The sequence below is a fragment of the Pseudomonas sp. SMN5 genome (genome assembly GCF_052041925.1).
Taxonomy (GTDB): domain Bacteria; phylum Pseudomonadota; class Gammaproteobacteria; order Pseudomonadales; family Pseudomonadaceae; genus Aquipseudomonas.
Genome location: NZ_JBKGGX010000007.1, coordinates 14405 through 39528, shown reverse-complemented (window position 1 = coordinate 39528; position 25124 = coordinate 14405). Strand labels below are relative to the sequence as shown.

Sequence of the window (25124 nt, the reverse complement as noted above, 5' to 3'; positions counted from 1 at the left end):
GGCGGCAGCCGTCAGCCCTTGATCTCGACGTTCTGGGTTTTGCTGCCTTCGATCAGCGTGAAGCGATACTCACGCCCCGCTTCCTTGTCGAAGGCGAACGTGCGGCCCTTCATCACGTGATGCTTGGTAGTCGGGCGGCATTCGTTGTCCTTCTTCGCCTCGCAGTCCTTGAACTCATCGATCACCACCACGCTGTTGCCGTTGTTGCGCAGTTGGTAGCGCTGGGCGTTGTCGTCGATCACGGTGTCGAAGCGGGTGTCCTTGGGCCGCACGAAGAACACCGTGCCGTAGCCCGCCAACACCTTGACCCCGGCCGCCACGCGCTCTTTCTTATAGGCTTCGCGTTCCTCGGCGCTGACGGCGAATTCGTCTTCCGCTTCCGGCACCACCGGCACGAAACGCACGCGGAAATAACGCTCCTTGTCGCGGTTGCCCATGAACAGCAACCGCGTGCCCTGCACCCCGTTGGCCGGCACGATCAGGCGCGCCGGGCTGGCCATCAGGCCATCCCGGGCCTGGGCACTGGCCTGGTTCTGCAGCGGCACCTCGCTGTAGGTGCCGTCTTCGTTGTAGATGATTTCCAGGATGTTCACCTTGACGAAAGCCGTAGACGACCCGCCGTTGAACACCCGTTTCATGTAGGTGGTCTTGTTGCCGTCCAGGTAGTCATAGACCACCCCGACACCGATCTGCGGACCGGCCTGGGCCGCGCCGCAAAACAGGGAAAACCCTACCCATGCCCATAATTGTTTCATCACTTGCTTAACCTCATGCATTGAACGCAACTCACAAAAAACAATTGGCCGACGGGCCGTTCAGACTTCCGAATCCCAGATCACCGTGACGCTGCCGGAATAAGCCTTGGCGCCGGTGTCCAGCATCTGCTCGACGCTGCCTTGGGCCACTTCGAAGTGCAGCATTCCAGACCGACGATCGACGTAGACACTTGGCTGGAACAGCTCGGTGCCGCTGCCGTCACGCAACAGCGGACGGCGGACCACCGGCTGCCCGCTGGCATCTGCCAGGCCGTCGGGCAAGGTCACGCTGACGTTCACCGGCACGGCGTGGCCGGTGCCGGTTTCAGAAATCGCGCAGGTATTGCCGCTGACGGCCTGGCATTCGATTGCCATCTTGAAACGTGAAGAGGCCGAGATATGGAAGCGCTGGTCACGGAACAGCCGCGTCGGTTTGCGTCCACTGTTCAGCCAGGCTTGCCAGCCTTCCTGAGGAACCAGTTCGACACGGTTGCCGCCAGGGGGTACCTCCACCTTGAGGGTGTGCTCGACGTCCAGTTTGAAATTGAGGGTGATCACCGAGTCAGTGGGCATCATCACGTCGCCCATATCGAAATCCTGCCCCGGGCCGACGCCATAGGACACTGACCCGACGTACTGGCCAGACGACATTTTCAAAGGATTGGGGGTGCGCAATTCGTAGGCAAAGTCCAGATGACGGTAGGACAGGCTGGGAATCAGGTAACTGGCTTTTTTTGCGCACACGCCTTCGACTGGCGTCTTCCAGAAGAAGTTATAAATCAGGTGATTCAAGGTACCAAAATTGGTGGATCGACAAGGCGCTGGGGCATATCTCCAACTGGAACCGCCCCACAACCGGTTGTGAGCGGTCACGATATCTACACCTCCTCCAACGAGTTCTACCACACTGGTCGGGAGCTGATAGCGCGAACCGATACCGGAAATGCGGACTTGAACCATTTCGGTTTCGCCAGTATCGGTATGAGTCACCTGGGCCAAACGCCAGGTTGCAGGTACATCGAACATTGCCCCATGCCGAGTGCTGCCATGGTTGGCCTGGATGGGTCCGGACGAATTGAACGCGATGGGTAGCTGTAGGCTGAACATGTTTTCTCGCTGGCATACGTCCGGATACAGCGCGCAATATCCTGAAATCGGCGTGGTGTTGCGAAACGTATTCTCATTGGGTTTCGAGGGATCAGGCCTGAACAGGGCGTTGATATCCTTGCTGACAGCACTGGCCGTCGACGCACCGGCCAACAGCATCACCGAAACCACGCTGCGCATTGCTATGGGTAAAAGCTTCATATGTCCCTCACCGTCCTTCGCTCAGGCAGGCCAATCCGTGCCCTTAAACTTCCGAATCCCAGATCACCGTGACGTTGCCGGTGTAGGCTTTGGCGCCGGTGTCGAGCATTTCTTCAACGCCGCTTCGAGCCACCTCGAAGTGCAGCATCCCCGATCTGCGGTCGACATACAGGCCCGGCTGGAACAACTCGGTACCACTGCCGTCGCGCAGCAATGGTCGACGGTTGACCGGTTGCCCGGCGCCGTCGGTCAAGCCGTCGGGCAAGGTCACGCTGACGTCCACCGGCACGGTGTGGCCGGTGTCGGTTTCGGAGATCGCGCAGGTGTTGCCGCTGAGGTATTGGCATTCGAGCGCCATCTTGAAGCGCGAAGAAGCGGAAATATGGAAACGTTGATCGCGAAACAGCCGCGTGGGCTTGCGCCCGCTGTTGAGCCAGGATTGCCAACCTTCCTGAGGTACCAGCTCGACGCGATTGCCGCCGGGGGGGACTTCGACCTTGAGGGTGTGCTCGACGTCGAGCTTCAAATTGAGTGTGATCGTCGAATCATTGGGAATCATGACATCGCCCAGATCGAGGTCCTGCCCCGGTCCAACGGTATAGGTCAGCGTCCCCGTGTATCGACCGGATGACATCTTCAACGGGTTCGGGGTGCGCAATTCATAGGCAAAATCCAGGTGGGCGTAGTTCATGGACGGAATCGTATAAAGCGCTTTCTTGGCACACACACCCTCCACCGGCGTCTTCCAGAAAAACTCGTAGTCACTGGGGGTCAGGTAGCCCACACCACTGTAGCGGCAGGGTGTCGGTGCGTTGACCCAGCTTGAACCATTCCATAACTTTCTATGAGCGTCGCGAGCGATCACGCCCCCACCGACCAAATCGATGACGCCCCCAGGAATTCGATATTTCGAGCCAAAACCGGAAAAGCGCACTTCAACGACTTCAGTTTCGCCCGTAGCGGCATGAGTGACCTGTGCTGAACGCCAGTTGGTGGGCACTTTGAACATTGCACCTCGGCGAACATCTCCATGATTGGCTTGAATAGGAGCGGTGGAGTTGGCGGTCAGGGGCAACCGAATGCTGAACATCCTGGCGGTCCCACAATCCTGTGGATGACTTGCACAGTAACCACTGACAGGCGTGGTGTTGAGAAAGGTATTTTCCTGAGGTTTCGAAGAGTCAGGCCTGAATATCGCAGTAATATCTCGGCTCACGGCATTGGCAACAGGCACGCAAGCAAACAACAACACTGAAACCAGGCTGCGCGCGGCTACCGATAAGGGTTTCATCTATACAACCTCATACATCAAAGCGAATCCCTGCAAGTTGTGGGAAGAATCCTCTGGCGGGGAGCGCCCTGCTCCCCGCGCCATATGAGAACTCAGGAGCGCTGCCGGCCCTCATGGGCCGCAGCCAGCGAGCTGTCGGCCAGGCTGTCCGGCGTGCAGCGCAGGTCGCCGATCATCAGCACATCGCCTTCGTGGGTAGCGGTTTCCGGGTCGAGGCGGAAGCGGCAGAACAGCTCGTCGCCATAACGCACTTCCAGGGTCGGCGAGGCAGCATTCATCTCCATGGAGAAGAACCCGTCCGCCTCGCTGACGCCGCGGCTGGCGTGGTTGATCACGTGATGCCCCTTGAGCGGTTCGCCCTGCGGGTCCAGCAGGCGCCCAAGCACGGTCACGGTTTTCATCACGCTGATCTTGCGGTAGTCCACGCCACCCTTGTTCAAGTGATAGCGGGTGCGTGCAGGCTCGATGTTCGCCGCCGGTGGGTGCACGCCCTCGAAATCGAAGGTCACCATGCTGTTGCGGTAGGCGGTGATCGGCACGAAGTTGCGGCCCGGATGCAAGGTAGTGGTGCCGCCGGTCAAGTCGTCGGCGCGCAGGACGATGTCATCCAGGTCGGTTTCCACGTCGACGATCATCCCCGCGCCGCGGCCATGCGGCAGGCCGGTGAAGGCGGCTTTCTGGCCGCCGACCGCCACGGTGCTGCTCAGGTTCAGGCCGCCGGTGAGGTTGTCGTTATAGGAGGAGCGCTGGAGGAAGCCGTCGCCGTAGAGCGATTCGGTGCTGAAGCTGGCCATGCTGGACAGGCCCACACCATAAGTGTCGACCAACGCCGTGGCAGACACGTTTTGCAGGACATGATCCTCAAGGTCCCGGCGGTAGGTCAGCGATGCATTGTTGTCCCGGTCGCCTTCGCGGGAAGTGCGGGTGCCGATGCTGCCCGACCAGTATTCACCCGGTCCGCCCAGGGCAACGCTGACGCTCAAGTCCACGCCGCGGTTGCGCTGGTCATTGGTGCTTGACGTGCCGGGGCGGTCGAACACCGACAGGCGCCAGTTGGCGTCGCTGCCGCGCAGCTTGCCGCGCTGGGTCCAGCCCAGGCCCAGGCCCAGGCCCTCGACGTTGCCCTCGCTGTAGGCCAGCCGGCCGTTGATCGACGACTTGTTGCTCAGGCGATGGTTGACCGACAGCGACGAGTTGCTGGTCTGGCCGACGAACACGTTGCGCTGGCGAATTCGAGTGCCATCCGGCAGGGTCTCGTAGGTGTTGCGGGTATCCAGCCAACTGCGGTTGTGGCTGGCGACGACGCTGCCCTGGCCGTAGCTGTACAGGGCCTGCACGTCCATGCCGTTGCCGTACTGTTCGGTGTGGTAGACGTTGGCGTACAGGTTGGTGTGGGAGGCCAGGGTCCAGTCGATCGACGTGCCGACCTGCAGCTTGTCCTGCACTTGGCGCGTGGAGCCGCCAAGGATCACCCGCGGATGCAGCAGGTAGTTGACGCCAACCCCCGCGGTCGTGAACCCCGAGGGCTGGTCTTCCCAGTTGCTCCAGAGCCGGGTTTCGCGGCCAGCGAACAGGTTGTAGCGCCAGCGCTCCTCGGTGCTGCTCCAGTTGTTCGGCTTGTAGACCAGTTCCTGGCTGGTGGCGGTGGTTTGCCCGTCTTCGATCAGACGCACTTCCACTTCATAGATGCCGCCGGGCAATGGGCGGGTGTCCAGGCTCTGCAAGCCGGCGCTGACGGCCTGGGTGTTGATCAACAGGCCGTTGCGATAAATTTCCACCGACGCCTGGCGGCTGGCGGTGACATAAATGGGGTAGACGCTGGGTTTCGGATTGTCGATCACCAGACTGTCGGAACTGCCGTACATCACGCCCAACGCAGTGTCAGGGTTGGCACCGAACGAGCGGATCTGTCGGTTCAAGCCATCGGAGCTAGGGGTGAAATACCCCAGGCGCAGGAAATTGCCTTCCAGTTCCCGTTGGGTAAAGAGTTCATGGACGGCGTGATAGAGCTTGTCGTCCGGTCCACCCAGGCGCGAGAGCTGAAGGTCCAGGGACTGGCTCCAGTTGCCCACGCTGGAAATAGCGTTGAGGCCATAGCGCCCACCTGTGTCCTGCTCCTGGCCACCGTTGAGATTGAGTTGGTTGTTGAAGATCAGGCCCAGGCTGCCGTCCTGGGGTTGATCGTGATAACGCAAGGGTTCGGTGCCGCGCTCCACATCTCGGGTGAGGATCGAAACCAGGGAGTTTTCCAGGCTGTAGTGCACGGCAAGCAGCCCGGCGGTGCAACTCCGTTCACAGGCGCCTAACGCCTGTCCCTGCTTGAGCGTCTGCTCCCACTGGTCCCGCTCGACGGCCTTGATCGTGCTGTCATGGGTGTCGGTGAATTCAAGCAGGGTAATGCGATCATCCCGCGTCAAGACCACCATGGCTTCACCGAGGTACTGCTGATTGAGCTCGATACGAACAGCCAGTGGTACATCGAAGAAGTGCGCTTCAAATTCCGCCGGCAGGCCCTTGGCCTGACCCAGCAGGCTACTCGGCGTGGTACCGGGGGCAGTCGGCGCGGCCAATGCACTCGCGCACAACAACAGCGCGAGCGCACCCGCGATGGGTGTCATCGGTAACATCAACGGACTCTCATGATCAGCGAGCTTTCGGGGTGTTTCGGGTTCAGGCCGACCGGTCGGGGAGAACCGGTCGACCTGCTGCTGCCCAGTGACGAGGTGAGCGTCACCGGGCGGCGAACGGCCTTACGGGCGCGGCACGGCGTCGAAGATGACGGTCATGTCGGCGGTGTACAGGCCGTTCTGGGTTGCCAGCGGCTTGGCCGGGGTGATGGTCATGTCAGCCTGGGTGCCCGGAGTGGAGGTGGCGTCGTCGACCACTTCCTGAGGCATGGCGGTCAGAGTGACGCCGTTGAAGGCCGTGGTCAGGGCGATCGCATCGCGGCCGTTGTACAGCGAAGCCGGGCCGCCTTCGATGTAGGCATTGACCGAACCTTCGGTGTTTTTCACGTTGTAGGTCTGACGCAGCGAAGTCAGGGTGCCGCTGACCGTGTTGTAGGTCATGGTTTCATCCTTACCCCAATCGGCGTTAGTTGGCTGCACATGGAACTGCTGGCTCGGGATGTTCGCAGTGATGTGGATGGACGAGTGCGCCTCGTCAGCGGCGAACGCCAGCGAAGAACTCAGGGCCGCAGCGGTCAGGGAAGCGGCGGTTACGATTTTCATGAGCATGGGTTAACACCTGTTCATAGCAATAAAGAGAGAAGGGTTGAAGTGGCAGGCCCAATACAACTTGGCGTGCCCCCTCAACGCCGCTGCATGATCGTCGCTCTTTAATTAAAAATAAGCAGGAAAGTTCACCTGTACTTGTAGTAAATCGCGCACGCGAAACTGCGAAAAATCCGCGATTTTCGATAAACCGTAACTTTTAATGTAAGAGACTTCCCACAATCCCGCTAGTTGCGGTTGAAATACCCTTACGCCCATCCGGTTTCGTCCCGCAAACATAAGGGACTGCGCTATGGTCATATTTCATTTGTTGTAGGAACAAACTAAGATATATCGCTTACACAAGATATATCTATATAGGCGAAGATATATCTGAAGTCAAAGATATATCTCAGTTCTATTTATGCAGAACAGAGAGCAGATAGATGACAGTCCTTTATTCCCCTACCACTCCAGAACCCGGTCACCGCGATGGCTTCGACCGGCGCCCTCCCGGTCGCGAGCGCGGCGGCCGCGGCCCCCGGGTCTTCGCTGCCGGCGACCTGAAATTGTTGCTGCTGGCGCTGATTGCCGAGAAGCCCCGCCACGGCTACGAGCTGATCCGCCAGATCGAGTCCATGTTCGACGGCGCCTATACCCCCAGCCCGGGTGTGATCTACCCGACCCTGACCCAGCTTGAAATGGGTAAGATGATCAGCGGCGACGCCGAGGGTGGAAAAAAATGCTACAGCGCGACCGATGCCGGACGTCTATTCCTGCAAGACCAAGCCGAAGCGCTGAATGCCGTGCGCATGCGCATCGAGACCAGCAAGCGCACCCTGCGCGACCAGGATCGGCCGGCGGACATCCATGAGGCGGAGGGCCACCTTCGCCAGGCCTTGCAGAAGCATCAAGGCCGCTGGAGCCCGGAAGAAATCCTGCGGGTACGCGCTCTGCTGAACGACACCGTCAAAGCCATCGTCGACGGCCCCGCCCGTCCTTCTGAATCGGAGTCAAGCCATGACTGAAATCGATCCAAACACCATTCACCGCGTCAATCACCCGATCAAGCGCCGACGCCTGCAAGTATTGCGAGTGATCGACCTGACCCCGCGCATGCGCCGTATCACCGTGGGCGGGCCGGAACTGGCGGGGTTCGTCAGCCTGGGCACGGATGATCATGTAAAGGTGTTCTTTCCTCAGAACGCCGAGGAACACGCTGCGCTGGAATCCTTCGACCCCAGTGCCGGCAAGGACCAGGGACCATTGCCGGCGATGCGCGACTACACTCCGCGCCGCTATGACCTGCAAACCTTGGAGCTGGACCTGGACTTCGTGCTCCACGGCGACGGACCGGCCGCCACCTGGGCAGCCCAGGCCCGCCCCGGACAATACCTGAACATCGGCGGGCCTCGCGGCTCGATGATCGTGCCGGACATCTTCGACAGCTACCTGCTGATCGGCGACGAAACCGCCCTGCCCGCCATCGCTCGCCGCCTCGAAGGCCTGGCGCCAAACCGGCGGGCGCTTGTGGTGGTGGAAGTGGCGAACGGCGCCGAGCAGCAGCTCCTCCAGAGCCCGGCGCGGGTGCACGTGATCTGGGTGCTGCGCGAAGGCCGCCAGGACAGCCTGCTCACCACCGTGCAACATCTGGACATGCCGGGCGGCAAGCTCTACGCCTGGGTCGCGACCGAAAGCAGAGTGTCGCGGCAGATTCGCAAGGTACTGCTGGAGGAGAAAGGGCTGGATCAGGCGTTTGTGAAGGCGGTGGGTTATTGGAAGGCAGATGATAGTGACGAGCCATGAACCCACTACAGACTGAACACTTACCCGTGGCGAGGGAGCTTGCTCCCGCTCGAGTGCGTAGCGCTCGCAGGCTCTTTGGGGCCGCTGCGCGACCCAGCGGGAGCAAGCTCCCTCGCCACAGGGGCAAGTCAGTCGATATGTGCGTTGGCCGATAAGCCGCTATCGCGAGCAAGCTTTGCTCCCACAGGGGTTATCATTTGCGTTCGAATATTGCCGAACCAGGTACTCAATGCTTTTCCTGACCGCCTACATCGCCAGCGTCGTGCTGATCAACTACGCATTCTCCGCCGCACCGCACCTGGACATCATCTGGTCGGCCTGGGGTGGGCTGGTGTTCATCCTGCGGGACATGGTCCAGACCCGCTTCGGCCATGGCGCCATTGTGGCGATGCTGGCGGCGCTGGTGCTGTCCTATGTCACCTCGGACCCGACCATCGCCCTGGCCAGCGCCACGGCATTCGCCGTGTCCGAATGCATCGACTGGCTGGTATTCACCATCACCAAGCGTCCGTTGCACGACCGGCTCTGGATCAGCTCGGCCCTGAGCATCCCCCTGGACACCTTCATCTTCTTCGGCCTGATCGACGCCCTCACGCCCGGCGTGGTGATCACCGCCCTGGCCTCGAAATTCGCCGGGGTCACGGTTGTCTGGCTGATCATGGCCTGGCGCTTACGTCGGCAGGTCATGGCCAATTGAAGCCAAACCCCGCAGTTCATGTAAAATGCCGCGTTTTCTTCCCATGGGAAGCTCGCCCGGCGTGCAACCCTCGATGATCCGCTCCTGTTTGAGGACCTTCAGATGACCCGTATCGGAACCCCATTGTCGCCCACCGCGACCCGCGTATTGCTGTGTGGCAGCGGCGAGCTGGGCAAGGAAGTGGTAATCGAACTGCAGCGCCTGGGTGTCGAAGTGATTGCCGTGGATCGCTACGCCAACGCGCCGGCCATGCAAGTGGCCCATCGCAGCCACGTGATCAACATGCTCGACGGCGCCGCCCTGCGTGCGGTGATCGAGGCCGAGAAGCCGCACTTCATCGTGCCGGAAATCGAAGCCATCGCCACCGCGACCCTGGTGGAACTGGAAGCCGAAGGTTTCACCGTGATTCCTACCGCCCGCGCCGCGCAGTTGACCATGAACCGCGAAGGCATCCGTCGCCTGGCCGCCGAAGAGCTGGGCCTGCCGACCTCGCCGTACTTCTTCGCCGACACCGTAGAGGATTACCGCAAGGCCGTCGAAACCCTGGGTTTCCCCTGCGTGGTCAAGCCGGTCATGAGTTCCTCGGGCAAGGGCCAGAGCCTGCTGCGCAGTGCCGATGACGTGCAGAAAGCCTGGGACTATGCCCAGGAAGGCGGCCGGGCCGGCAAGGGTCGGGTGATCATCGAGGGGTTCATCGACTTCGACTACGAAATCACCCTGCTCACCGTGCGTCATGCCGGCGGCACCACCTTCTGCGCACCGGTCGGCCATCGTCAGGAAAAAGGCGATTATCAGGAGTCCTGGCAGCCCCAGGCCATGAGCCCGGCGGCCCTGGCTGAGTCCGAGCGCGTCGCCAAGGCCGTGACCGAGGCCTTGGGCGGTCGCGGGATGTTCGGTGTCGAGCTGTTCATCAAGGGCGATCAGGTGTGGTTCAGCGAAGTCTCGCCACGCCCACATGACACCGGGCTGGTGACACTGATTTCCCAGGACCTGTCGCAGTTCGCCCTGCACGCCCGGGCAATCCTCGGCCTGCCGATCCCGCTGATTCGCCAGTTCGGCCCTTCGGCCTCGGCGGTGATCCTGGTGGAAGGCCAATCAACCAAGACCGCGTTCGCCAACCTGGGCGCTGCCCTGAGCGAACCGGACACCGCCCTGCGCCTGTTCGGCAAACCGGAAGTCAACGGCCAGCGCCGCCTGGGCGTGGCCCTGGCCCGCGACGAATCCATCGAAGCTGCCCGTGCCAAGGCGACCCGCGCATCCCAGGCGGTGAAGATAGAACTGTAAAACCGTACACAGTCCCGTGGCGAGGGAGCTTGGCTCCCGCTGGGGTGCGAAGCAGCCCCCTGTGTCTGGGCACTACATCGCAGGGGACGCTGGCGCGTCCAGCGGGAGCAAGCTCCCTCGCCACAGAAGCGTTTGTGCAACAACAAAACATCTGCTACACCAGCCGGGGTTTTAACCCAGCTACAAAAAAGGCGACACCCGCAAAGGTGTCGCCTTTTTCATGAGCGCCGGTTTGCTTAATCCGGCAGTTTGTAGGCAATCACATAGTCACCCTGCTTCGTCCCCAGGGAACCATGACCCCCTGCAACGACCAGCACGTACTGCTTGCCGTCCTTGCCGGTGTAGGTCATCGGCGTGGTCTGGGCACCGGCTGGCAGGCGGCCTTCCCAGAGTTGCTTGCCGTTTTTCACATCGTAGGCGCGCAGGTACTGGTCGAGCGTGCCGCTCAGGAACGCCACGCCACCGGCGGTGGTGAACGTACCGCCCAGGCTCGGCACACCCATGCTCAGCGGGATCGGAACCGGCGAGCTGTCACGCACGGTGCCGTTCTTGTGCTTCCACAGGGTCTTGTGGTTGGTCAGGTCCACAGCCGCCACATAACCCCAGGCCGGTGCCTGGCACGGCAGGCCCATTGGCGAAAGCAGCGCTTCGAGGATCACGCCATACGGCGCGCCCTTGTTCGGCTGCACGCCTTCGGTCTCGCTCTTGCGACCCGGGCCGCCGGCGACTTCCGCAGCCGGTACCAGTTTCGACTTGAACGCCATGTAGCTCGGGTTGACGAACGCGATCTGGCGCACCGGATCGACCGAGATGCCGCCCCAGTCGAACACGCCGAAGTTACCTGGGTAAACGATAGAGCCTTGCAGCGACGGCGGCGTGAACATGCCTTCATAACGCAGCGACTTGAAGTCGATCCGGCACAACATCTGGTCGAACGGGGTCACGCCCCACATGTCGCGTTCCTTGAGGACCGGCGGCACGAAGTTCAGGTCGGACATCGGTTGCGTCGGCGACGTATGGTCGCCTTCCACCGCGCCTTGCGGCACCGGGATTTCCTTGATCGGGATGATCGGCTGGCCGTTGCTGCGGTCCAGCACGTAGATGCTGCCCTGCTTGGTAGACGCCAGCACCGCAGGTTTGACGCCATCGGCGGTCTTCATGTCCATCAGGGTCGGTTGACCGCCGACGTCCATATCCCACAGGTCATGGTGGGTGAACTGGAAGTACCAGCGTACCTTGCCGGTGGCGATGTCCAGGGCGGTCAGGCCGGCGGAATATTTTTCCGACTCCGGCGTGCGATTGCCACCGAACTGATCGGGGGTCTGGTTGCCCATCGGCAGGTAGAGCATGCCGAGTTTTTCATCGACGCTGAACATGGACCACATGTTCGGCGAGTTGCGGGTGTAGGTCTGGCCTTCGGCAATCGGCGTGGTGTCATCCGGGTTGCCGCTGTCCCAGTTCCACACCAGCTTGCCGGTGTGCACGTCGTAGGCGCGGATCACGCCGCTGGGTTCATCGGTGGAGACGTTATCGGTGACGTGGCCGCCGATCACCACCAGGTTCTGGGTGACAGCCGGTGGCGAGGTGGAGTAGTAACCGCCCGCGTTGAAGCCGCCGATATTGGCGCTCAAGTCGACCTGGCCCTTGTCGCCGAAGTCTTCGCACATCTTGCCGGTGTCGGCGTTCAAGGCGATCAGACGGGTGTCGGCGGTCGGCAGGAAGATCCGCCGTGGGCAAACGGTGCTGGCCGGCGTGGTGCTGGCGGTACCGGTCGGGCTCTGCTCGGCCGAAGCGTACACGGCGTCATCGTGATAGCTCACACCTCGGCAGGTCATGTGGGCCCAGCCCTTGAAGTTTTCTGCCTTCTGGGTAGACAGCTTCGGATCGAAACGCCAGATTTCCTTGCCGGTTTCCGGTTCCAGCGCAATCACCTGGCTGTGAGGCGTGCACACATAGAGCATGCCGTTGACCTTCAGCGGGGTGTTTTCCGCCGTGGTCTCACCCGGATCGCCTGGCCCCGGCAGGTCGCCGGTGCGGTAGCTCCAGGCTTGCTCCAGCTTGCTGACGTTCTGGGGGGTAATCTGTGCCAGCGGCGAATAACGATCGCCATGGGCACTGCGGCCGTAGGAATTCCAGTCGCCATCCGGCATTGCCGGGGCGGTGTTGGTCATGCCCGGCACGCTGTCACGATCCAGTTGCCCTTTGATTTCACCGGGGTTGGTGAACTGGCTGGCCAGCGCGGCGATACCGGCGATGATCACGGCGGCGCTCAGGGCGCGGGTGCCCATCGGCGAGGCGTCGGCGGTCAGCAGCGGACGACGGAACCATGGCAGCAACAGGACGATGCCCAAGGCAAACAGCATCGCCAGGCGCGGCACCAGTTGCCACCAGTCCAGGCCCACTTCCCACAATGCCCACACGGTACTGGCGAACAGCACCAGTGCGTACAGGCCCAAGGCTGCGCGACGGGCCATGATCAGCAGTACGCCGGTCACGGCCAGACCGATACCGGCCAGCAAGTAATACAGCGAGCCGCCGAGCGTGCTCAGCTTGATCCCCCCGACCAGCAGGGCCAGGCCCATCAATAGAAGCAGAATGCCGAGCAGACTCGGTAGCAGACGGCTTCGACTCAAAGCACCCTCAGTGCTCATAGTGTGATTCTCCGTGAGGTTTTAAGGAGTCCCGCGCAAGGTGTCACTGTAGATGACGATCCTTTGGGGGCTTGGTTCAGTTGAAAGCGATTGAGTGACTGCAATTCCTGTGGGAGCGAGCCTGCTCGCGATGGCGTCAGCACATTCAGACACAAGGTTGGCTGTTACGCCGCCATCGCGAGCACGCTCGCTCCCACAGGTTTTCCCTACCCCAGACAGCGCTATCTTGCAAAGGCTGAACATGGAGCATTCAGGAGGCGTTCTTCGGTCTTTAATCAGGATTGGCTGAGCGCAACAGCTCTGGCATGCGGCAAGAACCGTTTCAGCAACGGCGCAAGGATAATGTCCTGTTACAGATAGAGAAAGGTCTTTTCTTGACATGGATCATTTCGGTTTCAGTAACAGTGTGCAGCTAGCGCGACCACTCAAAGACGCAACTATGCTTTCCCGTTGACGGCACCTCGGCTAAGGTGCGCGGTTTTACACTTTCCTCGCGCAAAGGCCCGCCATGACCGAACCGAACAACAACCCACTGCACGGCGTGACGCTGGAGCAGATCCTCAATGCCCTGGTGCAGCATTACGAATGGTCGGGGCTGGCCGAGCGCATCGATATCCGCTGTTTTAAAAGCGACCCGAGCATCAAGTCGAGCCTGACCTTCCTGCGCAAGACGCCTTGGGCACGGGAGAAAGTCGAGCGCCTGTACATCAAGTTGATGCGAACCAAGCGTCCGGTCTGAGCCGTGATGATCAATCCGGGTCGTCGCCTCACGCTGCGCCAGCGTTTCGTGTCGGTGACCGCGCTGCTGGGCTGGGTGGGGTTGAGCATCCAGTTGTACCTGATCCTGCTCGTTCGCTGGGAATTGGGCGCGAGCCTGCTGGGCGGGCTGGTGAACACCTTCAGCTTCTTCACGGTGCTGACCAACATCCTGGTGGCGGTGGTGCTGACCTGGGAGCTGACTGAGCGCCCTTGCGCCGTGCGCCGCTGGTTCCTGCTGCCGAGCGTACGCAGCGGCATCGCCGTCAGCATCGCCCTGGTCAGCCTGGCCTACAACCTGCTGCTACGCCACCTCTGGCAACCCGAGGGCTCGCAGTTCGTGGCCGACGAGCTGCTGCACGACGTGGTGCCAGTGTTGTACGTCGTCTATTGGTGCCGCTGGGTGCCCAAGGGCAGCCTGCGCTTGGGCCATGTCGGCCTGTGGATGATTTATCCGGTGGTGTATTTCGCCTATCTCCTGCTGCGGGGAAATTCGCTGGCAGCCTACCCCTACCCGTTCATCGACGTGACAAAGCTGGGTTATCCACAAGTGTTCATCAATGCCGGGGGGATACTGGCAGGGTTTGTGGTGATAGCGCTGGGGGTGGTGGGGTTGGATCGGTGGATGGGACGTCGTGCTGAACCCAAGTGAACTCGCTTTTGTGGCGAGGGAGCTTGCTCCCGCTGGGCCGGGATGGCGTTCCAGTGCGAAGCAGCCCTGAAATGGACCACCCCGGTGAGTCAGGCAGATTGAGCCGACTGTGTTGGGGCCGCTGCGCGGCCCAGCGGGAGCAAGCTCCCTCGCCACAGGGGGCTGTATTCACATTCAGGATCGTGCAGGCAACATCCACACTAAACCACTGGCCTTCGCCCGCTCATGACACAACGCCAGGACGCTGCGGCGCTCGTCGTTGTCCATCCGGCTCCAGCGAGTGATCTCCGCCACGGTCCGCTGGCAACCGGTGCAGATATCGTCATTGTCCAGCGCACAGATGCTCACGCAGGGCGACGGGACCGGACGTTCGGGTGGGTTCATGGCTCTTGCTCGACCAGGTCGCGGGCATAGCGCTGGGCGTTGTGGACGTAGTGGGCGGCGCTGGCTTCGAGCATCTTCTTCTGCGCCTCGGTCAGCTCACGCACCACCTTGCCCGGCGACCCCATCACCAGGGAACCGTCGGGAATTTCCTTGCCTTCGCCGATCAGCGAGTTGGCGCCGATGATGCAGTTCTTGCCGATCTTCGCGCCGTTGAGAATCACCGCATTGATGCCGATGAGGCTGTAGTCGCCTACCGTGCAGCCGTGAAGCATGGCGTTGTGGCCGATGGTCACGCCGGTGCCGATGGTCAGCGGATACCCCATGTCGGTGTGCATCACCGTGCCGTCCTGCACGTTGCTGTTCTTGCCGATCAGGATCAGCTCGTTGTCACCGCGCAACACCGCGTTGAACCAGACGTTAGCCCCTTCTTCGAGACGGACCTTGCCCACCAGCGTCGCGTTGGGCGCGACCCAACTGTGTGGGTGGGTTTCGACACGGGCATCGCCCAGGCGGTATTTCATGACGATCCTCGGGCTTCAGGTATGGATGAAGGTTCTGGGCGGTTTGTGCAGGTCGATACCGGCGTCGAACAGCAGGTTGACCAGTTCGACGATCATGATCGCCGTCAGGCCCCAGATCTTGTATTCGCCGAAACGATAACTGGGCACGTACCAGCTGCGACCCTGGTAATCGATGCGATGCGTGTGTTCGCGGGGATCCTTGCGGAAAAACTCCAGCGGCACGCTGAACACTGCGGCGATTTCGGCATCGTTGGCCTGGTATTCGACGTAGTCGGGAATCACCCCGACGTACGGCGTGACCTTGATGCCATGCAGGGAAATCAACGGACTGAGGGGGCCGATCACTTCCACCAGGCCCGGCGGCAGGCCGATTTCTTCCTCGGCTTCGCGCAGGGCGGTGAAAACCAGGTCCGGATCCTCCGGGTCACGGCGCCCACCGGGGAACGCCACTTCGCCGCCGTGGGTCGAGAGCCCACTGGCGCGCAGGGTCAATACCAGTTCCGGTTCTTCACTGCGGGTAATCGGCACCAGCACCGCGGCTTCGGGGAAACGTCGGTCGGCCTGCAAATCCTGCGGGGTATGGTTGCTTACTCGATGCAGTAGCTCGTCCAGCATGAGACTTCTCGATTTATTCGCTACCTTGCATCATGCACCAATCATTCAAGCGGCCCAACCCCCGTACCGCGTCGTGTCGCGAAACGACAACTTGCCGCACCGGCCCGCCCACGCCAAGATAGGCGCAGCATTCAGGAATCCAAGCATGAAATTCTGCAGCCAGTGCGGTAACCCGGTGACCCAACGCATACCCGAAGGCGACTCGCGCCTGCGCTTTGTCTGCGACACCTGCCACACCATTCATTACCAGAACCCGAACATCGTGGCCGGCTGCGTGCCGACCTGGGGCAGCAAAGTCCTGCTGTGCCGGCGCGCCATCGAGCCACGGCGCGGCTACTGGACCTTGCCGGCGGGCTTCATGGAGAACGGCGAGACCGTCGAACAGGCCGCCGTACGCGAAACCGCCGAGGAAGCCTGTGCACGGGTGCGCAACTTGAGCATCTATACGCTGATCGACGTACCGCACATCAGCCAGGTGCATGTATTCTTCCGTGCCGAGCTGGTGGATGAAGACTTTGCCGCCGGGACAGAAAGCCTTGAGGTCAAACTGTTCGAAGAAGCCGATATACCCTGGGATGAACTGGCCTTCCGCACGGTGGGCCGCACCCTGGAATACTTCTTCGCCGATCGGCGAGCCGAGGCGTACCCGGTGCGATCCGAGTCGATCCCACCGCTGGCACAGCCCGCCAACTCCTGAAAACCATTTAGCCGCGACATTACCAGGGATATCGTTTCAATGCGTTGGTTGCTTGTGCTGTTCTGCTTGTCGTTCACCGCTGTGTCCCAGGCCTCTGCGTTGGGCACCTATGACGGCAAGGTCATCGAAAAAGTGCTGGTGCTCAAGTCCGCCCATCAATTGCAATTGATCAACGACGGCAAACCGCTCAAGACCTACCGTATTTCCCTGGGCAAAGGCGCCAAGAAGGGCCCCAAGCTGATCCAGGGCGACAAGCGCACCCCCGAAGGCTTCTACTGGATCGACTGGCGCAAGACCAGCGACCGCTTCTACCTGTCGATGCACATCTCCTACCCCAACATCAGCGACGCCGCCCGCGCCCGGCGTGAAGGCGTGGAACCGGGGAGCATGATCATGATCCACGGCACCCCGGACACCGAGGAAAATCCCGAAGAGCTGTTCCACACGCTGGACTGGACCGACGGCTGCATCGCCATGCGCAATGTCGACATGCGTGAGGTGTGGAACCTGGTGCCGGACGGGACGATGATCGAGATCCGGCCATAGCGCTGCGCTTCATCGCCTGAAGCGGAACGTGGAGCAGTCCTGGCGGCAGTCGGGTGTGGGAGCGAGCCTGCTCGCGAAAACCACGCCACAGCCAGAATCGATTTTAGCTGCCCCACCGCTATCGCGAGCAGGCTCGCTCCCACCCTACGCGCGATCAGTCGCCGCAAAAAAATAAACAAAGCGCCAAAAGCAACCGGCATCCCTGCCGGCCAATACCACTTCGCCTTTCAATCCCCACGCTTTGCTGGATTCCGTGCCAGCGAAACGCATCGCACTAATACCACTTTATCTCCATCACTTTGAAGCAGTCCCTGAAGGTCACGGGAACGCGAAAAACCAGCATTGACGTGGTATTCAAGTGGTATTAATTTCCGATCCACTCACCGGGCGAAAACAATCCTACAACCGCATCGGACACCTTATGCATGACATCCTGGCCTTGCGCCCTGACGACACCCAGCCCACACCGCTGTACTTGCAACTGGCCCGTAACCTGGAAGCGGCAATTCATGCCGGCCAATGGAAAGCCGAGCAGGCGATGCCATCCGAGCGCAGCTTGAGCGAACGACTGGGGATTTCCCGGGTCACCGCTCGCAAGGCATTGGAGGTGCTGCTCGAACAAGGCCTGATCCGTCGTCACCAAGGCTCGGGCACGTTCATCACTCCGCGCCTGGAACAGCCGCTGTCTCGCCTCAGTAGCTTCAGCGAAATGCTGCGGCTCAAGGGGTTCGTGCCCGGCTCCCAGTGGCTGCAACGGGAAATCACCCCACCCACCCACGAGGAATTGATCCGCCTGGGCCTGTCGCCCACCGACAAGGTCGCGCGGCTCAAGCGCTTGCGCAAGGCCGACGACACGGTCATGGCCATCGAGATGAGCACCCTGCCCGCCAGCATCGTTCCCAAACCACAGGCGGTGGGGGCCTCGCTCTACGAGTTTCTCGACAGCATCGGCAAACCGGTGGTGCGCGCCTTGCAGCACATCCAGGCCATCAACGCCTCGGACGAATTCGCGGCCCTGGTGGACATCGCCCCAGGCACCGCGATGCTGCTGATGACACGGGTCGGCTACCTGGAAGACAACACGCCCATCGAAGTCACCGACACTTATTGCCGCAACGATTACTACGACTTTGTCGCCGAGCTCCGGCGCTAGCCGCGCTGCCTCCTCAGACACCAGAGATTGCCCATGTCCGAAGACAACATCCTCACCGCCCATGGCTGGGTTCGCGGCCGCCTGATCCATGCCCACGGCAAGGTCGTGTCCGTCGAAGGCCAGCCATGCGATCCGGCTGACAATAACCTGCCTTACCTGTTGCCCGGCTTCATCGACCTGCATGTTCATGGGGGCGGCGGCAAGGACATCATGGAAGGCGCCGCCGCATTCGACACCATCGCCCGTACCCATGCGCGCTTTGGCACAACGTCCCTGCTGGCGACCACCATGACCGCGCCCAGCGATGAACTCGGCCGCGTGCTCGAAGCCTTGGGCGAGTTCTGCGAACAACCGCGCAGCGGCAGCGCCCGAGTGCTTGGCGTGCATTTGGAAGGCCCGTACATCAATCCCGGCAAACTGGGGGCGCAGCCGAACTTCGCCCACACCGCGATGATCGCCGAAGTAGAGGACTATCTGGCCCTGGCCCCCATCCGGGTAATCACTGTCGCTCCCGAAATCGCCGGCCACGATGCCCTGATCCGCGCCCTCAGTGCCCGAGGCGTGCGCATGCAGATCGGCCACACCCTGGGCAGTTACGAGGAAGGCGTCGCCGCGCTGGCCGCCGGGGCCAGCAGTTTCACCCATCTGTATAACGCCATGAGCCCGCTGCATCACCGCGAGCCGGGGATCGTCGGCGCGGCGCTGGCTCATGCGCGCTATGCCGAGTTAATCCCGGACCTGCTGCATGTGCACCCCGGCGCCATGCGCGTGGCCCTGCGCGCGATCCCGTGCCTGTACTGCGTGACCGATTCCACCGCGGCCGCCGGCATGCCCGATGGCGAGTACAAGCTGGGCAGCCACACCGTGACCAAGTGCCTGGGTGGCGTGCGGCTGGCCGATGGCACCCTGGCCGGCAGCACGCTGACCATGGACCAGGCGCTGCGCAACCTGGTGAAGATCGGCCTGTCCATCGTCGAAGCCTCGCAGCGCCTGTCCCAGTTCCCCGCCGACTACCTCGGCCTGCCCGAGCGTGGACGCCTGCAACCGGGTGCCTGGGCCGACTGCGTGCGCCTTGATCGTGCCCTGACCCTGACCGACGTGATGGTCGAAGGAGAAGCCCTTGACTTCCAAAATGCTTGAAGAAGCCCTCGCCGCTGACAAAGCCGTCGAACGCCAGCTGCTGCAACTGGATCCGATCCTGCAGGAGCTCGCCGGACGCCTGCGCCGCCAGCCACCGCAAGTAGCGATGACCGTCGCCCGTGGCAGTTCCGATCATGCAGCCAGCTACTTCGCCTACCTGGCCATGCAACAACTCGGGCTGCCGGTGGCGTCGCTGCCGATGTCGGTGGTGACCATGCAGCAGGCGCCGCTCAAGGTCAGTGGCCAGGTGGCGTTCGGTTTTTCCCAATCGGGACAAAGCCCGGACCTGGTCAACAGTCTGCGCCTGTTGCGCAAGCGCGGCGCCTTGAGCGTGGCCATGGTCAACGCGCTCGACTCGCCTCTGGAAGCCGCTTGTGAATTCAGCGTGCCGCTGTGCGCTGGCGTCGAAAGCAGCGTCGCCGCCACCAAGAGTTTCATCGCCACCCTCAGCGCCAGCGCACGGCTGGTAGCCCAGTGGAAGGAGGACGCCCAGTTGCTGGAAGCCGGCACCGCCCTTCCCGAGGGGTTGCGCGATGCCAGCCGCCAGGATTGGAGCGCCGCCGTCGAGGCCCTGCGCGGCTGCCGGCAGTTGATGGTGATCGGCCGCGGCGCCGGCTTCGCCATTGCCCAGGAAGCGGCTCTCAAATTCAAGGAAACCTCGGCGATTCAGGCCGAAGCCTTCAGCAGCGCCGAGGTGCGCCACGGGCCTATGGCGCTGATCGATGAGCACTACCCGCTCCTGGTATTTGCCCCTCGCGGTGCCGAGCAGGCTGGCGTGCTCAGCCTGGCTGCCGACATGCGCCAGCGCGGCGCACGGGTCTTGCTGGCCGCGCCCGATGACATCGTCGAACGCGACCTGACCCTGACCTGCGCCGAACACCCGGCCCTGGATCCGATTCTGGCAATCCAGAGTTTCTATGGAATGGCTGCGCGCCTTTCCGTGGCGCGGGGCCTGGACCCGGACCAGCCGCGGCACCTGAGCAAGGTGACCCGCACGCATTGATCCGACAACCGACCGCAAGTCCAAGAAAAGGCCAGATGTGATCCGGGCCCAATGAGAGCAAGCCATGCCTGACAATAATAAAGAATTGACCCTCAGCGCCCCGCTCAGCGGCCCGGTGCTCAGCCTCGCCAACGTCCCGGACGCGGTGTTCGCCAGCGGCGCGCTGGGTGACGGGATCGCCATCGATCCGCTGAACGATACCCTCTATGCGCCTTGCGACGGCGACGTGATCCACGTCGCCCGTACGGGCCACGCCGTCACCTTGCGCGCCGACAACGGTGCCGAGGTGCTGTTGCACCTCGGGCTGGACACCGTCGAGCTACGCGGCGACGGGTTTACCATGCTGGTCAAGGAAGGCGCGCGGGTCAGTAACGGTCAGCCATTGCTGCGTTACGACGTGGACAAGGTGGCCAGACGCTGCAAGAGCCTGGTCAGCCTGTTGGTCATCACCAACGGCGAGCACTTCCAGGCGCGACCCGTCACGCTCGTGGGCGTGAAAGTCGGCGAGCCGCTGCTGCACATCGTCGCCAAGAATACCGGCGCGTCCCCGGCCAACGATCAGGACGTCGGGCTGGAAGTCTCCGGCCAGGTCCGCATCGCCCATCGCGGCGGCCTGCACGCGCGACCGGCGGCACGGGTGCGCCAGACCGCCCAGGGCTTCAAGAGCCGCTCGCAGCTGCATTTCGGCGGCCGGTCGGCATCCTGCGACAGTCTGATGGGAATGATGGGCCTGGCGATCACCGAACAGGCGCAGGTGCAGGTCAGTTGCCGAGGCAGCGATGCCGAAGCGGCGTTGCAAGCGTTACTGACGACCTTGTCCACCGCCTTGGCCGAAGACACCCATGCACAGGCGCCGGCATTCAAACCGCACCCCCGCCCCGCCGAAGACGGCGTGTTGCACGGCGTATGCGCCGCCCCCGGCGTGGCGGTCGGGCCACTGGTGCGGTTGGATGGCATTGTGTTGCCCGAGGACGCGGGCGGCCACGACGTCGAGGCGCAACGCCGACAACTCGACCAGGCTCTGGCGCAGGTCAGCGATGAAATCCGACTCACCCTTGACAGGGCAAGAACCCGGCGCAACAGCGACGAAGAAGCGATCTTCAACGCGCACCTGGCGTTGTTGGATGACCCGGCCCTGCTGGACGCCGCACGCCTGTGCATCGATCAGGGCAGCGCTGCGACTCACGCCTGGAGCCAATCCATCGATGCGCAATGCCGGGTGCTGCAACAACTGGGCAATACGCTGCTGGCCGAGCGCACCAATGACCTACGTGACCTGCGCCAGCGAGTCTTACGGGCGCTGCTGGGGCAAACCTGGCCATTCGACGTACCGGCGGGCGCGATCGTCGCGGCCCAGGAGCTGGCCCCATCGGACCTGCTGCACCTGTGCGCCCAAGGCGTGGCTGGGGTGTGCATGGTCGGCGGCGGCGCCACTTCCCACGTCGCCATCCTGGCCCGAGGCAAGGGCCTGCCGTGCCTCGTGGCGCTGGGCGAGGCCTTGCTGGAACAGCAAGGCCAGACGGTGGTCCTGGACGCTGACGAAGGCCGTCTCGAGTTGCACCCCACTGCCGAGCGCCTGGCCCAGGTGCGACAGTTACACGCCGAACACGCCGAACGCCGTGCTCGGCAGCATGCCCTCGCGCACACACCTGCCCAAACCATCGACGGGATCCATATCGAAGTGGCTGCCAACGTCGCTTCCAGCGCCGATGCTGCCCAGGCCCTGGCCGATGGGGCCGACGGTGTGGGACTGCTACGCACCGAATTTCTCTTCGTGGACCGCCACACCGCGCCGGACGAGCAAGAGCAGCGCCAACGCTACCAAGCGGTGCTCGATGCCATGGCCGACAAGCCAGTGATCATCCGCACCATCGATGTCGGCGGCGACAAACAACTGGACTACCTGCCCCTGCCGAACGAAGCCAACCCGGTCCTGGGCCTGCGGGGTATTCGCCTGGCCCAGGTGCAGCCGCAACTGCTGGACCAGCAATTGCGCGCCTTGCTGCAAACCCGTCCGCTGGACCGCTGCCGGATCCTGTTGCCCATGGTTACTGAAGTCGACGAGCTACTGCACATCCGCCGGCGCCTCGACGCGTTGGCCAATGAGCTGGGCCTGAGCGAGCGACCGCAACTGGGGGTAATGATCGAGGTACCCGCCGCGGCCCTGCTGGCCGAACAACTGGCCGAGCACGCGGACTTCCTCTCCATCGGTACCAATGACCTGTCGCAGTACACCCTGGCCATGGACCGCGACCACGCCGGCCTCGCCGCCCGTGTGGACGCCCTGCACCCGGCATTGCTGCGGCTGATCGCCCAGGCCTGCGCCGGCGCGGCCCGGCATGGGCGCTGGATCGGTGTGTGCGGTGCCCTGGCGGCCGACCCGCTGGCGACACCGGTGCTCGTGGGGCTGGGCGTGCGGGAGCTGTCGGTCAGCGCGGCGCAGATCGGCGAGATCAAAGCACGTGTGCGCCAGCTCGACGCCGTCAAGTGCGCGTGCCTGAGCGCCGAACTGCTGACCCTGTCCAGTGCCGCCGCCGTGCGCCAGGCCTGCCACCAACACTGGCCCATGGGCTGAGTGCCTCGAACAACGATAAGGGAGAACCGCCATGTACCAGCACCTCATCGAAGGACTGCAACGCCTCGGCCGGGCACTGATGCTGCCTATCGCGATCCTGCCCATCGCCGGCCTGTTGCTGCGACTGGGCGACACCGATCTTCTGAACATCGTCATCATCCATGATGCCGGGCAAGCGATCTTCGCCAACCTGGCGATGATCTTCGCCATCGGCATCGCCGTGGGTTTTGCCCGGGACAATAACGGCACGGCGGGGTTGGCCGGGGCCATCGGTTACCTGGTGATGATCGCCACGCTGAAGGTGCTCGACGCCAGTATCAACATGGGCATGCTCGCGGGGATCATCAGCGGCCTGCTTGCGGGGGCACTGTACAACCGCTTCAAGGACATCAAGCTGCCCGAGTACCTGGCGTTCTTCGGCGGCCGGCGCTTCGTGCCGATCGTCACCGGCTTCAGTGCGGTGGGCCTGGGGCTGGTATTCGGCCTGGTCTGGCCGCCGATCCAGCACGGCATCAACAGCTTCGGCGCCTTGCTGATGGAAAGCGGCAGTATCGGCGCCTTCGTGTTCGGCGTGTTCAACCGGCTGTTGATCGTCACCGGTCTGCACCACATTCTCAACAACATGGCCTGGTTCATCTTCGGCAGCTTCACCGACCCGCACACCGGCGCGGTGGTCACCGGCGACCTGAGCCGATATTTCGCCGGCGACCCCAAAGGCGGCCAGTTCATGACCGGCATGTTCCCGGTGATGCTCTTCGGCCTGCCGGCCGCTTGCCTGGCCATGTACCGCAACGCCTTGCCCCAGCGGCGCAAAGTCATGGGCGGGATCCTGCTGTCCATGGCACTGACGTCGTTCCTTACCGGCGTTACCGAGCCCGTGGAGTTCGCCTTCATGTTTCTCGCGCCGTTACTGTACCTGTTGCATGCCTTGCTGACCGGGCTGTCCATGGCGATCACCGACTGGCTGAACATCCGCCTGGGCTTCACCTTCTCGGGCGGGTTCATCGACATGGTCCTGGGTTGGGGCAAGTCGACGAACGGTTGGTTGGTGGTGCCCGTGGGCCTGGCCTACGCGGTGGTCTACTACACCGTGTTCGACTTCTGCATTCGTCGCTTCGACCTCAAGACTCCCGGTCGTGAAGACGTCCCGACCACCGACAAACCGGTGATCGCCGCCAACCAGCGGGCCGCAGCCTACATCGCGGCACTCGGCGGTGCCGCCAACCTGATCACCGTTGGCGCCTGCACCACCCGCCTGCGGCTGGACACGGTGGACCGCAACAAAGCATCCGATAGTCAACTCAAGGCCCTGGGAGCCATGGCCGTGGTACGCCCCGGCAACGGTGGGAGCCTGCAAGTGGTGGTGGGGCCCATGGCCGACAGCATTGCCGACGAGATCCGCCTGGCACTGCCCGGGACCGCTACGAGCGACAAACCGGTGATCGAGCCGACGCAGGCCCGGTCGAGCACCGTCAGCAACGAGCAGGCCGGGCAATGGCTGCAAGCCCTGGGCGGCCGAGACAACGTGCTGGCGCTGGAATGCGTCGCCCAGACCCGGCTGCGAGTGCAACTGAGTGACGGCCGTCGGCTCTGCGAAGCGGATCTCAGCGCGCTGGGTTGCCAGGGGGTCAGTCCGTTGGAAGGCGGTGTCTGGCATCTGTTGGTGGGGGATCGCGCCAGCGCCATCAGTGACGCGCTGGAGGCGATGGCGAACACTCGCAACACCTATGCGCCCCCCGGCTTAGCCACTCCGTGAACCAGCCTGTGATAGATCTCAGAACGGCGGCCGTCCGCCAGGGTGAGTGCTAATCGAGCCACCACTGTCCGCGGTCAAACAAAAAAACGGCAGCGAGGAACAACCTTGAAACCCCGTCGGAAACTGCGGCGCGTCTGACCGACCATCGCACCTGTGGCGAGGGGATTCATCCCCGTCGGGCTGCGCGGCAGCCCCTTGGTTGTTTATTCCCGTTTTTCGTCATGCCGCCTCGTCAGTTTCAGGGCCGCTGCGCGCCCCAGCGGGAGCAAGCTCCTCGCCACGGGTCCTGTGCCTTACAGGCCCGTTTGTATTTATCTTCCGA

At 62.6% G+C, this 25124-nt stretch carries 22 protein-coding genes; 13 read left to right on the top strand and 9 right to left on the bottom strand.

What is annotated here, in order from left to right; translation table 11 throughout:
• Window positions 1-11: 11 nt before the first annotated feature.
• The 5 genes from ACLEJR_RS08975 to ACLEJR_RS08955 all read right to left on the bottom strand — a co-directional run bounded on the left by ACLEJR_RS08975 (window position 12) and on the right by ACLEJR_RS08955 (window position 6590).
• The gene (locus tag ACLEJR_RS08975) at window positions 12-755 is read right to left on the bottom strand and encodes a molecular chaperone (protein ID WP_440813380.1); all 744 of its coding nucleotides are present in this window, start codon (window positions 753-755) and stop codon (window positions 12-14) included.
• A gap of 60 nt (window positions 756-815) precedes the next feature.
• On the bottom strand, window positions 816-2063 hold the full coding sequence (locus ACLEJR_RS08970; RefSeq protein ID WP_440813378.1) for a hypothetical protein: 1248 nt from the start codon (window positions 2061-2063) through the stop codon (window positions 816-818).
• 43 nt (window positions 2064-2106) lie between these two features.
• Window positions 2107-3354, bottom strand: coding sequence for a hypothetical protein (locus tag ACLEJR_RS08965; RefSeq protein ID WP_440813377.1), 1248 nt, complete (start codon window positions 3352-3354; stop codon window positions 2107-2109).
• Window positions 3355-3446: 92 nt separating this feature from the next.
• Window positions 3447-5981 carry a CS1-pili formation C-terminal domain-containing protein gene (locus ACLEJR_RS08960; RefSeq protein WP_440813374.1) on the bottom strand — a complete coding sequence of 845 codons (2535 nt, stop codon included), beginning with the start codon at window positions 5979-5981 and terminating at the stop codon, window positions 3447-3449.
• Between the two features lie 123 nt (window positions 5982-6104).
• Complete coding sequence (locus ACLEJR_RS08955) at window positions 6105-6590, bottom strand: CS1 type fimbrial major subunit (protein WP_440797404.1); 486 nt, start codon at window positions 6588-6590, stop codon at window positions 6105-6107.
• Window positions 6591-7012: 422 nt separating this feature from the next.
• On the opposite strand from ACLEJR_RS08955, the gene ACLEJR_RS08950 reads away from it, so the two are divergent.
• From ACLEJR_RS08950 to purT, 4 genes are all read left to right on the top strand, one after another.
• A complete protein-coding gene (locus ACLEJR_RS08950; RefSeq protein ID WP_440813373.1) occupies window positions 7013-7594 on the top strand; it encodes a PadR family transcriptional regulator in 582 nt (193 codons plus the stop codon).
• Window positions 7587-8372: a siderophore-interacting protein gene (locus ACLEJR_RS08945; protein ID WP_440813372.1), complete on the top strand. Its 786-nt coding sequence runs from the start codon at window positions 7587-7589 to the stop codon at window positions 8370-8372. Before ACLEJR_RS08950 ends, ACLEJR_RS08945 begins: the two co-directional genes overlap by 8 nt.
• 229 nt (window positions 8373-8601) lie before the next feature.
• Window positions 8602-9069: a preQ0 transporter gene (locus ACLEJR_RS08940; RefSeq protein WP_440813370.1), complete on the top strand. Its 468-nt coding sequence runs from the start codon at window positions 8602-8604 to the stop codon at window positions 9067-9069.
• Window positions 9070-9171: 102 nt separating this feature from the next.
• Window positions 9172-10353: a formate-dependent phosphoribosylglycinamide formyltransferase gene (purT, locus tag ACLEJR_RS08935; RefSeq protein WP_440813367.1), complete on the top strand. Its 1182-nt coding sequence runs from the start codon at window positions 9172-9174 to the stop codon at window positions 10351-10353.
• A 236-nt stretch (window positions 10354-10589) separates the two neighbouring features.
• On the opposite strand, the gene ACLEJR_RS08930 is transcribed toward purT, so the two are convergent.
• Window positions 10590-13004, bottom strand: coding sequence for a glucose/quinate/shikimate family membrane-bound PQQ-dependent dehydrogenase (locus ACLEJR_RS08930; protein ID WP_440813366.1), 2415 nt, complete (start codon window positions 13002-13004; stop codon window positions 10590-10592).
• Window positions 13005-13512: 508 nt separating this feature from the next.
• On the opposite strand from ACLEJR_RS08930, the gene ACLEJR_RS08925 reads away from it, so the two are divergent.
• Together ACLEJR_RS08925 and ACLEJR_RS08920 are read left to right on the top strand one after the other, a co-directional pair.
• A complete protein-coding gene (locus tag ACLEJR_RS08925; protein WP_003205228.1) occupies window positions 13513-13743 on the top strand; it encodes a VF530 family DNA-binding protein in 231 nt (76 codons plus the stop codon).
• Window positions 13744-13749: 6 nt separating this feature from the next.
• Complete coding sequence (locus ACLEJR_RS08920) at window positions 13750-14412, top strand: Pr6Pr family membrane protein (RefSeq protein ID WP_440813604.1); 663 nt, start codon at window positions 13750-13752, stop codon at window positions 14410-14412.
• Between the two features lie 174 nt (window positions 14413-14586).
• Here ACLEJR_RS08920 and ACLEJR_RS08915 read toward each other — a convergent pair whose 3' ends face one another.
• The 3 genes from ACLEJR_RS08915 to ACLEJR_RS08905 are packed head-to-tail and all read right to left on the bottom strand — an operon-like array spanning window position 14587 to window position 15932.
• A complete protein-coding gene (locus tag ACLEJR_RS08915; protein WP_440813364.1) occupies window positions 14587-14796 on the bottom strand; it encodes a DUF1289 domain-containing protein in 210 nt (69 codons plus the stop codon).
• On the bottom strand, window positions 14793-15317 hold the full coding sequence (locus tag ACLEJR_RS08910; RefSeq protein WP_440797418.1) for a gamma carbonic anhydrase family protein: 525 nt from the start codon (window positions 15315-15317) through the stop codon (window positions 14793-14795). The genes ACLEJR_RS08915 and ACLEJR_RS08910 overlap by 4 nt, the downstream gene beginning before the upstream one ends.
• Before the next feature lie 15 nt (window positions 15318-15332).
• The gene (locus ACLEJR_RS08905; protein ID WP_440797420.1) at window positions 15333-15932 is read right to left on the bottom strand and encodes a CoA pyrophosphatase; all 600 of its coding nucleotides are present in this window, start codon (window positions 15930-15932) and stop codon (window positions 15333-15335) included.
• Between the two features lie 145 nt (window positions 15933-16077).
• On the opposite strand from ACLEJR_RS08905, the gene ACLEJR_RS08900 reads away from it, so the two are divergent.
• The 7 genes from ACLEJR_RS08900 (at window position 16078) to nagE (ending at window position 24802) form a co-directional block, all read left to right on the top strand.
• Window positions 16078-16629, top strand: a complete 552-nt coding sequence (locus ACLEJR_RS08900; RefSeq protein WP_440813363.1) for an NUDIX hydrolase — start codon at window positions 16078-16080, stop codon at window positions 16627-16629.
• A gap of 39 nt (window positions 16630-16668) precedes the next feature.
• Complete coding sequence (locus ACLEJR_RS08895) at window positions 16669-17175, top strand: L,D-transpeptidase family protein (RefSeq protein ID WP_440797424.1); 507 nt, start codon at window positions 16669-16671, stop codon at window positions 17173-17175.
• 421 nt (window positions 17176-17596) lie between these two features.
• The gene (locus ACLEJR_RS08890) at window positions 17597-18328 is read left to right on the top strand and encodes a GntR family transcriptional regulator (protein WP_440797426.1); all 732 of its coding nucleotides are present in this window, start codon (window positions 17597-17599) and stop codon (window positions 18326-18328) included.
• A 33-nt stretch (window positions 18329-18361) separates the two neighbouring features.
• Window positions 18362-19468, top strand: a complete 1107-nt coding sequence (gene nagA / locus ACLEJR_RS08885) for an N-acetylglucosamine-6-phosphate deacetylase (protein WP_440813360.1) — start codon at window positions 18362-18364, stop codon at window positions 19466-19468.
• Window positions 19449-20471, top strand: coding sequence for an SIS domain-containing protein (locus ACLEJR_RS08880; protein WP_440813358.1), 1023 nt, complete (start codon window positions 19449-19451; stop codon window positions 20469-20471). Before nagA ends, ACLEJR_RS08880 begins: the two co-directional genes overlap by 20 nt.
• A gap of 64 nt (window positions 20472-20535) precedes the next feature.
• The gene (ptsP, locus tag ACLEJR_RS08875) at window positions 20536-23046 is read left to right on the top strand and encodes a phosphoenolpyruvate--protein phosphotransferase (protein WP_440813355.1); all 2511 of its coding nucleotides are present in this window, start codon (window positions 20536-20538) and stop codon (window positions 23044-23046) included.
• A gap of 31 nt (window positions 23047-23077) precedes the next feature.
• Window positions 23078-24802 carry an N-acetylglucosamine-specific PTS transporter subunit IIBC gene (gene nagE / locus ACLEJR_RS08870; RefSeq protein ID WP_440813354.1) on the top strand — a complete coding sequence of 575 codons (1725 nt, stop codon included), beginning with the start codon at window positions 23078-23080 and terminating at the stop codon, window positions 24800-24802.
• The last annotated feature ends 322 nt before the right edge of the window (window positions 24803-25124 follow it).